The following is a 12,258-nucleotide window of genomic DNA, read 5'->3' as shown; positions in this document are numbered from 1 at the left end:
ATCTGGTGGCGATCTACAACGTGGCCTACGCCGAGATGGTCGGCCTGTGCCGGCGCATGGGGCTGGACCCCGCCGTGGCGCTCGAGCACATGGGCGCGAGCCCGTACATCGGCACCGGGCTGATGGGCATCCGCATGCCGATGATGATCCGGCGGGACTACCTGCCGGCGACCATGAAGGTCTCGGTCTGGCAGAAGGACATGAAGGTGATCGGCGACACGGCCCTGGCGGTGGACTGCCCGACGCCGCTCTTCAACGCCTGTGCCGCGATCTACACCTCGGCGATGGCGCTCGGCCTGGGCGAGCACGACACGGCAGCCGCCGCCGAGGTGCTGGCCGCCCTCGGCGGGGAGCGTCGCTGACCTCAGCCTGAGTCACCTATGTCCGGCCCGACATATCGCCTGCGCGAGCCGGCTCGGGAACAATCCGCCCCGGATGCAACGCGGCGGGAGCGAAGATGGCGGGATGGACGAGGGGTGCTGGCGCGGCGCTCGTGAGCGGGCTGCTGGTCGTGCTCGCCACGCTGACGGCGATCGGTGACGGCCCGCGGGCGCAGGAGCGATTCATCGTGATGGCCTCCACCACCTCCACCGAGCAGTCGGGTCTGTTCGGCCACCTGCTGCCGGCCTTCCGGCAGGCCACCGGCATCGAGGTGCGGGTGGTGGCGGTGGGCACGGGCCAGGCGCTGGACATCGGCCGCCGGGGCGACGCCGATCTGGTCTTCGTGCACGACACCGCCGCCGAGGAGCGCTTCGTGGCCGAAGGCTTCGCCACACGTCGGCGCAATGTCATGTACAACGACTTCGTGCTGGTGGGGCCGCGCGCCGATCCGGCCGGCGTGCGCGGCAACGACATCGCCGCCGCCCTGCGCCGCCTGGCCACCAGCGCCCAGCCGATCATCTCGCGCGGTGACCGCAGCGGCACGCACGCCGCCGAACTGCGGCTGTGGCGCGCGGCCGGCATCGATCCGGCCACGGCCCGCCCGGCCGGCTACCGAGAGTGCGGCTGCGGCATGGGGCCGGCGCTGAACATGGCCTCGTCGCTGAACGGCCATGTGCTGACCGATCGCGGCACCTGGCTGAGCTTTCGCAACCGCGGCGAGCTCGCGGTGCTGGTGGAAGGCGACCGCAGCCTCTTCAACCCGTACGGCGTGATGGTGGTCAACCCGGCACGCCACCCGCACGTGAAGGCCGCACTGGCCCAGCAGTTCGCCGACTGGGTGGTGTCACCGGCGGGCCAGCGCGCGATCGCGGCCTACACCATTGGCGGCGAGGCGCTGTTCTTCCCGAACGCAGCGCCCTGAGCTCACGAACGACGCGCTCCGAACGGGGTGCGCTACCCTCTCGCCTCGATCCAGGCGGCGAGAGAATCTCTTCGTGACATCCCAGACCCAGGACCCACCAGCTTCCCCGACCCAGATGCCGAAAGGCCCGGCAGGGCCAGCCGACTGGCCTCGCATCGGCGTCTTCGGCGCGGGCGCGGTGGGTTGCTACTACGGTGCCCGGCTGGCGCTCGCCGGCGCGCCGGTGACGCTGGTGGGGCGCGGGCCGCATGTGCAGGCCATGCGGGCACAGGGGCTGGTTCTGCATGCCGGCGGTCAGCGACGGGTCGCCGCGGTGCGCGCCGACACCGAACCGGCGGCGCTGGCCGACGCCCAGGTGGTGCTGTTCTGCGTGAAGAGCCGCGACACCGACACCGGCGGACGGGCGCTCGCCCCGCTGCTGCGGCCTGACGCGGTGCTGGTGAGCCTGCAGAACGGTGTCGACAACCCCGTGCGGCTGCGCGCAGCCGCTGGTCGCGATGCGCTTGCGGCCGCGGTGTATGTGGCCTGCTCGATGTCGGCCCCGGGAGAGGTGCGCCACGCCGGTCGGGGCGATCTCATCCTCGGTCCGGTGCCGGGCGCGAGCGGGGCCTCGGGCCCTGTGGAGGCGCAGCGCGTGGCTGCACTCTTCGAGCGGGCCGGTGTGCCCTGCCCGGTGGTGCCCGATGCGCGACCGGCGCTCTGGGAAAAGCTGGTGATGAACTGCGTGTTCAATGCCCTCTCCGCGCTCGGACGGTCTCGCTATGCCCGGCTGGTGGCCGACGCCGGCGCCCGCGCCCTCATGGCCGAGGTGGTGGCCGAGTGCGTGGCCGTGGCCGGCAGCGAAGGCGTGCCGCTGCCCCCGGCCGAGCAGCTGGTCGCGGATGCGATCCGCCTCGGAACCGCGATGTCGGGCGCCACCTCCTCGATGGCGCAGGACCTCGCCGCCGGCCGACCGACCGAGATCGACGCGCTCAACGGTCTGGTGGTGCGCCTGGGCGAAGCAGCCGGCGTACCGGTTCCGGTCAACCGGGCGCTGAGCACGCTGGTGCGGCTGGCGCAGGCGGGCTGATCGGGGCCCCGGCATAAGGCACCGCGCCGGGCACCCGGAAGCGAGACGCGCCGCCGCGAACGGACCGCGGGCCCGCAGGCGCGCGGGCATAATCGGCCGAACCCCGGCGAGCGCCGCCGGCACGCCTTCGCGCCCCATTCCAGGAGATCCCCGATGAGAGCCCTGCTCTGCAAGCAATACGGCCTTCCCGACACGCTGGTGGTCGAGGAAGTGCCCGATCCGGTGCCCGGCGCCGGCGAGATCGTGGTCGACATGAAAGCCGCCGGCGTCAACTTCCCGGATGTGCTGATCATCCAGAACAAGTACCAGTTCAAGGCCGAACTGCCGTTCTCGCCGGGCGCTGAATTCGCCGGCATCGTCTCGGCGGTGGGCGCCGGGGTCACGCACCTCAAGGTCGGCGACCACATCATCGGTTCCACCACCTATGGCGCCTTCTGCGAGAAGGTGAAGATGTCGGCCGCGCGCGCCATCCCCATTCCGCGCACCCTGCCCTTCGACACTGCCGCCGCGTTCATCCTCACCTACGGCACCTCGTACCACGCCCTGAAGGACCGCGGCGAACTCAAGCCGGGCGAGACCCTGCTGGTGCTGGGCGCAGCCGGTGGCGTGGGCCTGGCCGCCGTGGAGATCGGCAAGGCCTTCGGCGCGAAGGTGATCGCCGCTGCCTCCACCGAGGAGAAGCTGGCGGTGTGCCGCGAGCACGGCGCCGACATGACCATCAACTACGAGACCGAGGACCTGCGCGAGCGTCTGAAGGAGCTCACCGACGGCAAGGGCCCGGATGTGATCTACGACCCGGTGGGCGGCAAGTTCGCCGAGCCGGCGTTCCGCTCGATCGGCTGGCGCGGCCGCTTCCTGGTGGTGGGCTTTGCCAACGGCGAGATCCCGCGCCTGCCGCTGAACCTGATGCTGCTCAAGGGCGCCTCGGTGGTCGGCGTGTTCTGGGGCCAGTTCTGCAGCAAGGAGCCGCAGGCCTACCGCCAGGATGTGCAGGAGATGTTCGAGCTGGTGCAGCAGGGCAAGCTGCGGCCGCACATCTCGGCCCGCTACCCCCTCGCCCAGGGCGCACAGGCCATCAACGACATGATGAACCGCAAGGTGATGGGCAAGGTCATCATCACCCCCTGATTCCTGCCGGAGGCCGCGATGGTCACGATTGAACGCCAGGACCGGATCGCGATCGTGCGCTTCGATCGCGGCACCCGGGCCAACCCGATGTCGGCGGCGCTGCTGCGCGAGCTCACCAAGGCCGCGCGCAGCTTCGAGGATGACGACACCCTGGCCGCGGTGGTGCTCACCGGCACCGCCGAGAATTTCTCGATGGGTGCCGACCTCAAGGACCCGGAACGCGAGGTCTCGCGGAGCTGGCCGATGTCGCGGCGACGTCTGGCCATGCAGGCCGGAGGCAAGATGTGCCGCGCCTGGGAAGAACTGGAGCCGTTGACCATCGCCGCCATCGAGGGCTGGTGCGTGGGCGGGGGAGCGGCCATCTCGGTGGCCTGCGACCTGCGGGTGTCATCGCGCAGCGCTACCTTCTATGTGCCCGAGATCGAGCGCGGCATGAACCTGTCCTGGGGCGCGGTGCCGCGCATCACGCACCTGGTGGGGCCGGCCAAGGCCAAGCGGATCATCATCCTGTCGGAGAAGATTCCGGCAGCCACCGCCCAGGACTGGGGCCTGGTGGATCAGCTCTGCGAGCCGGGCACCGCCCTGGCCGAGGCCCTGAGCCTGGCGCATCGGGCGGCCAGCCTGCCGCCGGTGCAGTTGCGGATGATCAAGCAGGCGATCAACGCCAGCGCCTTTGCGCTGGACCGGGCCACCAGCCATGCCGACTTCGACCAGTTTGCGCTCGCGGCGCTGTCGGGCGACTTCGAGGAGGGTACGCGGTCTTTCCTGGAAGGCCGCCCGCCGCGCTACACCGGCGCCTGAGGACGCTGGCAGGCAGGCCTCGGCAGCCCGGACCGCAGGCCTGCCCGAGCGCTTGCAGGGTACCGGGCGCCGGGCTCAGAGCACCAGCGCCACCAGAGCCATGGCCGCGACGCAAGCCAGGCCGACGATGCGGTCGGGATCGAGCCGAGGCCGGGAAGGCCGCATGATGCGGCGCACCGGCGGCTGCACCGGCAGAGCGCTGAAGCGGATGCGAGGCTGGACACGGGACGAATGCATGACGATCTCCTGTATGTATGAACAGTATGCCATGCCGCGGGCTCAGATCGTGAGCCCGCTCGCGTTGCGGCATCGCCACGCACGATGAACGAGCTCGACACCCTGCTCGCCGATCTCGGTCGGCGCGCGCCGGCCGATGACACCGCGTGGCTGGGGCAGTTCGTGCACGCCCTGCGTCCGCCGCCCGGCCGCCCGCCGGCGGCGGCAGCCGAAACCGTGGAGCGGCTCTGCCTGCGGCTGGAGGCCGAGCCCGGGGTGGCCGAAGATCTCGCCGCCCATCTCTTCCTGCTCTTCGAGCATCGGCGCGAACGCCACCTGCTGGCCGAGACCGGCGTGGTGCTCGAACCCGGCTTCCTGCGCGGCCTGGCCGATCGCCTCTCGCGCCGCTGGCTGCCCACCATTCCCGACAACGGCTTGTGGGTGGATGTGCTGGGCGAGCTGTTCCACCGGCGCGACGATCTCGACTGGGTACGGGCGGTGGGCGAGACCCGCTGGGCGCGCCTCATCCATCTGATCGACGAAGCCGCAGTGCGCCGGCCGCTGGCCGCCGGCGGGCGGGCCCGGCTGCGCAGCGAGTGCCTGGAGGCACTGCGCCTGCTCGCCCATCGGCTGGCCGCCCTCGGTGTCGATCCCCTGCTGCTGCGTCACCACGCCCCGCCGCCGGACCATGACTGCCCCTTCCTCGGGCAGGCGGCCGAGCTGCTGGCCTGGTGCGCGCAGGCGGCCGGCTCGGACCAGGCTCTGGTCGATGTCGACCCGCCCCGGCTCGAGCGCCTGGCGGCTCAGCTCGACCGCTGCGATGGCGTCGTGACCACCGTGCGCCAGCTGGCGCGCAGCCAGGGCACCAGCATCGCCCTCACGCAGCTGCTGCAGCAGTGCGCCCAGAGCGTGGCGCGCATCCGCAGCCTGCTGGCGATCGCGGCGGCGCCGGGCGGTGCGCACGAGCGCTCGCTGGCGGGTGCGCGCCTGCTCGAGACGCTGATCCGCGGGGAATGCGGCCGCGACAGCCTGCGCGAGCTGATGGCCCGCAGCACCGACCTGCTCGCCCTGCAGGTCACCGAGAATGCCAGCCGGACCGGCGAGCACTATGTGACGACAGACCGGGCCGGCTGGTGGGCAATGGCCCGCTCGGCCATGGGCGCCGGCGTGATCGTCGGGATCATGGCGCTGTTCAAGATCCTGATCGCGGGCCTTCACCTGCCACCCTTCTGGGAGGCGCTGGGCTTCGGCCTGAACTACGCCGCGGGCTTCGTGCTGGTGCACCTGCTGCACTTCACGATCGCCACCAAGCAGCCGGCGATGACCGCCTCGCGCATCGCCCAGGCCATCGATGAAAGCCGCGACCGGGCTCGCTCGCTCGACCGGCTCGCGCTGCTCACCGCGCAGATCTCGCGCACGCAGCTGGTGGCCATTGCCGGCAATGTGCTGCTCGCCCTCCCGGTGTCCTTGCTGATCGCATGGCTGTGGCTGCAGGGTGTCGGCCAGCCGCTCACCGGCGCCGAGAAGTCCGCGCACCTGCTGGCCGACCTGCATCCGCTGTCGGCCGCGGTGCCGCACGCGGCCATCGCGGGGGTGTGCCTGTTCCTCGCCGGCGTGCTGTCGGGCTACTACGACAACCGCTGCGTGTACTCGCGCATCCCGGCGCGCATCGCACGCCTGGGCTGGCTGCGCCGCCTGCTCGGTGACGCCGGCGCAGCGGGCCTGGCGCGGTATGTGGAGGAGAACCTGGGCGCCATCGTGGGCAACATCGCCTTCGGCCTGATGCTCGGCTATGTCGGCTTCATCGGCCACATCCTGGGGCTGCCGCTCGACATCCGCCATGTGACCTTCGCGGCGGCCAATCTTGCCTACGGCTGGACCGGGCTCGGCTTTGCCGTGCCCTGGCCGGAGCTCGCCATGGCCGCGATCGGCGTGGCCCTGGTGGGCGTGACCAACCTGACCGTGAGCTTCGGGCTTGCCTTCAGCACGGCGCTCAAGGCGCGCCAGTTGCGGCTGACCCGGCGACGGGAGTTCCTGGGCGCGCTGCTGCGCCAGTGGCGGGCCGACCCTGGCGGGTTCCTGTTCCCGCCCGCCGAACGCAAGCCCGACGGTCCGACCTAGGACAGACGATCGGCGCGCGCCTCGAGCCGCCGCAGCCGATCATCGAGCGCGCCGAGCGCTTCGCCCAGCCCGCGCATGGCGGCGCGCGACACCGCCGGGCCGGCACCCGGCGCATCACCGCTCGCAGCGGCACCGCCAAGCACCGCAGGCAGGTTCTTCAGGCGATGCACGAGCCCGTCGAGCAGGCCGGCGGCCCGATGCGCGGCCACATCGCCGACCAGCCGGCTGAGGTCTTCTTCGACATCCCAGCGCAGGTCGCGCGCGAGCTCGCCCAGGGCGGCGGCGAGCATGACATCGCCATCGACCCGGAGGTGCCGGGTGAGCCCGTTCACGCCCTGGGTGGCGAAGGCCTTGAGCGCCTGCGCCGAGGGCTGCAGCAGCAGCGTGGCCCGCGGCGGCGCAGTGCCCTCGGCCGGTTCGAGCAGACCTTCGGGCGTGATCATCAGGCGGGCCTCGGGTGCCGGCAGGCCGGGCTGCTCGGGCACGACGAGCCCGACGCGCACCACCGCGCCGGCATGCATGCGCAGACGGTCGCGCGCCCAGGCCTGCTGGCGCAGCACATGACCCAGCGCCAGCGCCACTGCCTGCACTGCGCCCCGGTGCGCGGCCAGGACGGCATCAGCCGTCAGGGCTCGCCAGGGGCTGCCCGGCCGCTCGAAGGCGCCGGCATCTTCAGCCCCGGGCGCGGGGTTCACGCGAGCTGCTGGATGCCGGCGAGCATCCAGCCCGAGCCGCCGGCCATCGGCTTGACCAGGTTCCAGACCTCGTCGAAGGGCTCGGCAGCCGCGGACTCGACCTCGCGGATCAGGCCATGGAAGCGCACGCTGGCGACATGGTCCAGGCCCTGCGGGTGGATGCCGAGCAGCTCGGCCTCCAGGCTGACGACATCCGTGCGCTGCGGGGCGGCACCACGCTCGGCAATCTGCCGGGAAAGTTCCGGCAGCAGGTCGTCGGACACGAACTCGCGCAGCACGGCCTGATCGGCCGCATCGAAGGCGGCCTGCAGACGTACGAACTGCTGGCGGGCCCCCTTGAGGAAGCCTTCGACATCGAAGTCGGCAGGCACCCCCGGCGGCAGACCGGTGACCGGCGCGGCCGCGGCGGCGGTGCTGGCCGCCCCGCCGAACACGGCATCGGCGCTGCGCGCGCTGGCCGGCGGATAGCTGACCGAGGCCTCGGGCCCGATGGCGGTGTTGCCGTAGCCGGGCGCAGCCATGGCCGGACGGGCACCGCCCTGGCGACGGGCCATGATCATCCGGAACACCACCAGACCGACGGCGAGCAGGGCCAGCAGCAGCAGGCCGCTCATGACCGCATTGGCGAACTCGGCGCCAAGCCCCAGGTGGCTGAACAGGGCAGCCAGACCCAGGCCGGCAGCCAGCCCGGCAATGGGACCGAGCCAACGGTTGCGGGCGGGCTGCGGCGCAGCCGCCGGCGGCGTGGCCGGGCGGGCGGCCGCGGCCTGGGCCGGCGCCTGCTGCTGGGCGGGCGCGCCCTGCTGCGGCGCCTGCTGGGGGGTGGCATCGCGCTGGACGGTGTTCGACTGGCGGCCGACATTGCGGCCACCACCGACGCGCGCGGCCTCGGCATCGGCCACGACCATGGAAGTGCCGATGAGGGCGACGGCCATCAGGCCGAGAAGACGATTGCGCATGGACAGGTGCTCCTGGGTGTTACGGACTTCGGATGAGTCGGTGGAACGGACGGACGGCTTTCAGCGGGATGAGGGCGCGGACTCAGATGCGCACGCCCTCATGCAGGGCCACCACCCCGGCGGCCATGTTGAAGTAGCGTACCCCGGCCAGCCCGGCCTCGCGCAGCATGCCCGCAAGCGTCTCCTGGTCTGGGTGCATGCGGATCGACTCGGCGAGATAGCGATAGCTCTCGGCGTCGCCGGCCACGGCGCGGCCCATGAAGGGCAGCACGCGGAAGGAATAGGCATCGTAGACCGGCTCGAGCGGCTTCCAGACCCGCGAGAACTCCAGCACCAGCAGCCGGCCGCCGGGGCGCAGGACCCGGGTCATCTCGGCCAGGGCGCGATCCTTGTGGGTCATGTTGCGCAGGCCGAAGGCGACCACGCAGCGATCGAAGTAGGCATCGGGAAAGGGCAGCCGCTCGGCATCGCAGCAGACCACCGGGCCGGGCCGTCCGTCATCGAGCAGACGGTCGCGGCCGATGGCCAGCATCGACGGGTTGATGTCGGTGAGCCAGACCTCGCCGGTGGGGCCCACGCGACGGGCGAACTGCCGGGAGAGGTCGGCGGTGCCGCCGGCGACATCGAGCACCCGCATGCCGGGGCGCACCGCGGCGTGCGCCACGGTGGCAGCCTTCCAGACCCGGTGCAGCCCGACCGACATCAGGTCGTTCATGGCGTCGTAGCGCGCGGCCACGGAGTCGAAGACCCCGCGTACCCGTTCGGCCTTGCGGGCCGGATCGACCGACTCGAAACCGAAATGCGTGGCCGCTTCCGGCCCGGGGGCCGCGGAACCCTGATCTGATGAAGACACGCTCATGCGCCGCCCCGGCGCACCTCGGTGGCCTGCAGGGGGGCGGCATCGGTTGCGGCACCCGAACCGGCAGGATCGCGGCTGGCGCCGGCCTCGGCGAGCTTGCGCAGGTACTCCTGCCAGAGCCGGGTCTCCTGGGTGCCGAGCCAGTGGAGGTAGTCCCAGGAGTAGAGGCCGCTGGAGTGGCCATCATTGAAGTAGGGCTGGATCGCGTAGTGCCCGACGGGCTCGATGCGGTCGATGCCGACATCGCGCTTGCCCACCTGGAGCGTCTCCTGGCCAGGGCCGTGGCCGCGGACCTCGGCCGAGGGCGAATGAACGCGCAGGTACTCGAAGGGCAGCCGGAAGTGCCGGCCGTCATCGAACTCGATCTCGAACACCCGCGATTGCTGGTGCACGACGATGCGGGTGGGTGTCGGGGTTTGCTTGTCTAGACCGGCCATGGGCTACCAGGATCGTCAGGGGCGGCAGGCGCCGCGAATGCCGGCCGCCGAGGCAGCCGTTCCGGTCGATGGTAGCGGATTCCCGACGCGGCTTCGCGCCGACCCTCCCGGGGGCATGTCTCAGTCCGGCAGGCGCCGGAACAGCCACTGGCGGAAGGTCGGCGAACCAAGCACCGAGGCCACCAGCTCGATCCGGCCTTCATGCCCCGTCTCGCCCAGCCACAGGCGGACGCCGCGCTGCACCTCGGGATGCACAGGCAGGATCAGCGACTCGGGTTCCCGGCTCACCGGGTCGGCAGCGAGCAGCACCGCATCGGTCGATGCCCTCGCGCCATCGGCACGGACCAGCAGCGGTCGCGGCTCGCCGGGCCAGACCGCGAGACCCACCCGCTGCACCGGCGGCAGGGCGAGGTCGTCGCCCAGGCGCTGCGACAGCGACACCACCCGGGCCAGCCGCACGGTCGGTTCGGCCGCCTCGGGGCCGTGCGCGCGGCCCCGGCCGTCGCCGGCCATCAGCGCCAGCGTGAGCAGATCCCCCAGACCGAGCGCCGCGGCGAACTCGCGCTCGATGAACCACTGGCCATGCTCCTGCGCCACCCAGTCGACCCGCTCGCCCGCCAGAGCCCAGTCACGCAAGGCCGTCGACGGACCCGCGCGGCGGTCGCCGCCGCGCACCGGCAGTCCGGGACCCGGAAAGCCGATGCTCGCGCGCAACATGCCCAGCGGCGCATCGGGCAGCGAGAGGGCCACATAGCCCGGCGACCAGCGCTCGGCGAGCAGGGCGAGCAGGTCACGGGTGGTGCCCAGGCTCATCCCCCGCGGGAGCCGGGTACGGCTGCCCGGGGCGAGCCGGTCGACCTGATCGCGCTGGATGGCCAGGCGGGGCAGCAGCTGATGGCTGTCGAGACGCACCGCCTGCCGCGGCCCCAGACCGAGCACCGGTCCGCTGGCACAGGGCGACACGCGGCTGCCCGGCGCGATCAGGAAGCCCACCCGCGGCGCCCAGCGACGGGCAAGCCGCGCGGCGAGCGCGAGCTCGGTCTCGCTGCGCGCGCCGGGGCTGATCAGCGCCATCAGCAGCGGATAGATGAAGAGCGCGCGCGCCGTGGGCGCGCGGCCGAAGGTGGCGAGATCGGGCAGCACCACATCCTGGAAGGTGCTGGCGCGCACATCGGCGGCCAGCAGACACAGGCGATCCCAGTCCTGATGACCGACGCGCAAGCGGGCATGCTGCTGGGTGACGATCAGACGCGACTGGTAGTCCAGCGCGCGGATGAGCGGCAGGATGGCGCGCAGCGACAGCGTGGTGCCCGGAATGATCGTGCGCACCTCGGCATCGGTATGCTCGCGCAGCTCGTTGTGCAGGCGCTCGAAGACCTCGCGGCCGAGCTGCAGCCCGGCGACCAGGCGCGCCGCCAGCCGGCGCTGCGGCTGCGGCATCGGGAAAGGGCAGGCGCGAAGGTCGGCCGCCAGGCGCTCGAGCGCGCGCAGGTGCACCGGCCGGGCCTGCTCGGCGATCTCCAGACGCAGATCGGGCGACCGGGCAGACTCGCCGATGCTGGCGAGCAGGGCCTCGACCGAGGACAGCAGGCGCGGATCGGCGGGATCCTGCGCAGCCAGCCACTGACGGCAGGCCGGACCGTCGAGGACGGACGGCACGGAGGGGACAGCAGCGGACTTGGCGTGCATGGACGGGCTCGGAGCGCTCGCGGACGAAGGCCCCGACTGTGCCGCACCCGCAGACCGGGCACCTTGACCAACTGCACGAACCGGCGAAGATCGTGCCGGCCGGGGGATTGCCCTAGAACTTGGTGTAGCCGCCGTCGATGAGCATCTGCTCGCCGGTGAGGTAGGACGAGGCGTCACTCATCAGCCAGACCGCCACCCCGCCGAAGTCATCGATATGACCCCAGCGCCGCGCCGGGATGCGCGGCATGACATTGTCACGGAAGCGCGGATTGCTGAAGGAGGGCTCGGTCATCTCGGTCTCGATCCAGCCCGGCAGGATGGAGTTGACCCGGATCTTGTAGCGGGCGAGCTCCACCGCGAGCGCCCGGCAATAGGCGGTGACCGCGCCCTTGGAAGCGCCATAGTGGCTGTTGCGCGCCGCGCCCTCGACCGCGGCGGTGCTTGCGGTGGCCACCAGCGAGCCGCCACCGCCACGCTCCATCATGTGGCGCGCAGCCGCTCGGAAGGTGAAGAACACCCCGTCGAGGTTGATGCGCAGCACCCGGCGGAATTCCTCATGGGTCATGTCGACCAGCAGGTTGCCCTTGCCGGAGACACCGGCGTTGGCGAAGCAGGCATCGACCCGGCCCATGCGCGAGACCGACTCGGCGAACGCAGCCTCCACCGCGGCTTCCTCGCCGACATCGCAGACCAGGGCGTCGACCTGCCCGCCGCCGTCGGCGAGCCGCTGGCGCGCGGCATCGGTCTTGGCGGGATTGGAGCCCCAGATCATGACGCGGGCGCCGCTGTCGAGCAGCGCGCGGGCCATGCCGAAGCCGATGCCGCCGTTGCCGCCGGTGATGACCGCGCAGCGGCCGGTGAGATCGAAGGGTTTGTACATGGTGGGGTCTCCTGGGGGGGTCGACCGATTCTAGTCGAAGCCCCCGGGGCCGCCGTTCCGCGGCGGCAGCGCCCGCCGTGCCCGCCGGGATGCGCCGGGCG

General features: G+C 71.9%; 13 protein-coding genes. 6 read left to right on the top strand and 7 right to left on the bottom strand.

From position 1 onward, the window contains the following. From AC2H6A_RS13310 to AC2H6A_RS13290, 5 genes are all read left to right on the top strand, one after another. The coding region (locus tag AC2H6A_RS13310) for an NAD-binding protein (protein WP_484274086.1) at positions 1-362 on the top strand (362 nt) is incomplete at its 5' end. A 95-nt stretch (positions 363-457) separates the two neighbouring features. Next, positions 458-1,303, top strand: a complete 846-nt coding sequence (locus AC2H6A_RS13305; RefSeq protein WP_484274085.1) for an ABC transporter substrate-binding protein — start codon at positions 458-460, stop codon at positions 1,301-1,303. A 115-nt stretch (positions 1,304-1,418) separates the two neighbouring features. Beyond that, the gene (locus AC2H6A_RS13300) at positions 1,419-2,372 is read left to right on the top strand and encodes a ketopantoate reductase family protein (protein WP_484274084.1); all 954 of its coding nucleotides are present in this window, start codon (positions 1,419-1,421) and stop codon (positions 2,370-2,372) included. 153 nt (positions 2,373-2,525) lie between these two features. Then, complete coding sequence (locus AC2H6A_RS13295) at positions 2,526-3,500, top strand: NADPH:quinone oxidoreductase family protein (protein ID WP_484274083.1); 975 nt, start codon at positions 2,526-2,528, stop codon at positions 3,498-3,500. A gap of 18 nt (positions 3,501-3,518) precedes the next feature. Further along, positions 3,519-4,301 carry an enoyl-CoA hydratase/isomerase family protein gene (locus AC2H6A_RS13290; protein WP_484274082.1) on the top strand — a complete coding sequence of 261 codons (783 nt, stop codon included), beginning with the start codon at positions 3,519-3,521 and terminating at the stop codon, positions 4,299-4,301. 75 nt (positions 4,302-4,376) lie between these two features. On the opposite strand, the gene AC2H6A_RS13285 is transcribed toward AC2H6A_RS13290, so the two are convergent. Continuing rightward, entirely contained in the window at positions 4,377-4,538 is a 162-nt protein-coding gene (locus AC2H6A_RS13285) for a hypothetical protein (protein ID WP_484274081.1), read from the bottom strand. Between the two features lie 84 nt (positions 4,539-4,622). Between AC2H6A_RS13285 and AC2H6A_RS13280 the strand changes: the two genes are divergently transcribed. Next, the gene (locus AC2H6A_RS13280; protein WP_484274080.1) at positions 4,623-6,638 is read left to right on the top strand and encodes a site-specific recombinase; all 2,016 of its coding nucleotides are present in this window, start codon (positions 4,623-4,625) and stop codon (positions 6,636-6,638) included. Here the strand turns inward: AC2H6A_RS13280 and AC2H6A_RS13275 are convergent. The 6 genes from AC2H6A_RS13275 to AC2H6A_RS13250 form a co-directional block, all read right to left on the bottom strand. Beyond that, complete coding sequence (locus tag AC2H6A_RS13275) at positions 6,635-7,333, bottom strand: hypothetical protein (RefSeq protein ID WP_484274079.1); 699 nt, start codon at positions 7,331-7,333, stop codon at positions 6,635-6,637. The genes AC2H6A_RS13280 and AC2H6A_RS13275 overlap by 4 nt on opposite strands. Then, positions 7,330-8,292 (bottom strand): Tim44 domain-containing protein, encoded by a 963-nt coding sequence (locus AC2H6A_RS13270; RefSeq protein WP_484274078.1) that lies wholly within the window; start codon positions 8,290-8,292, stop codon positions 7,330-7,332. Before AC2H6A_RS13270 ends, AC2H6A_RS13275 begins: the two co-directional genes overlap by 4 nt. Positions 8,293-8,374: 82 nt before the next feature. After that, positions 8,375-9,151, bottom strand: a complete 777-nt coding sequence (gene ubiE, locus AC2H6A_RS13265) for a bifunctional demethylmenaquinone methyltransferase/2-methoxy-6-polyprenyl-1,4-benzoquinol methylase UbiE (protein WP_484274077.1) — start codon at positions 9,149-9,151, stop codon at positions 8,375-8,377. Then, entirely contained in the window at positions 9,148-9,588 is a 441-nt protein-coding gene (locus AC2H6A_RS13260) for a gamma-butyrobetaine hydroxylase family protein (protein ID WP_484274076.1), read from the bottom strand. The genes ubiE and AC2H6A_RS13260 overlap by 4 nt, the downstream gene beginning before the upstream one ends. Positions 9,589-9,708: 120 nt before the next feature. Beyond that, positions 9,709-11,247 carry a hypothetical protein gene (locus AC2H6A_RS13255; protein ID WP_484274075.1) on the bottom strand — a complete coding sequence of 513 codons (1,539 nt, stop codon included), beginning with the start codon at positions 11,245-11,247 and terminating at the stop codon, positions 9,709-9,711. A gap of 142 nt (positions 11,248-11,389) precedes the next feature. Continuing rightward, positions 11,390-12,157: an SDR family NAD(P)-dependent oxidoreductase gene (locus AC2H6A_RS13250; RefSeq protein ID WP_484274074.1), complete on the bottom strand. Its 768-nt coding sequence runs from the start codon at positions 12,155-12,157 to the stop codon at positions 11,390-11,392. Positions 12,158-12,258 lie beyond the last annotated feature (101 nt).

The sequence above is a fragment of the Quisquiliibacterium sp. genome (genome assembly GCF_982640115.1).
Note: the sequence above shows the minus strand (reverse complement) of the source record. Positions and strands in the feature narration are given on the sequence as shown.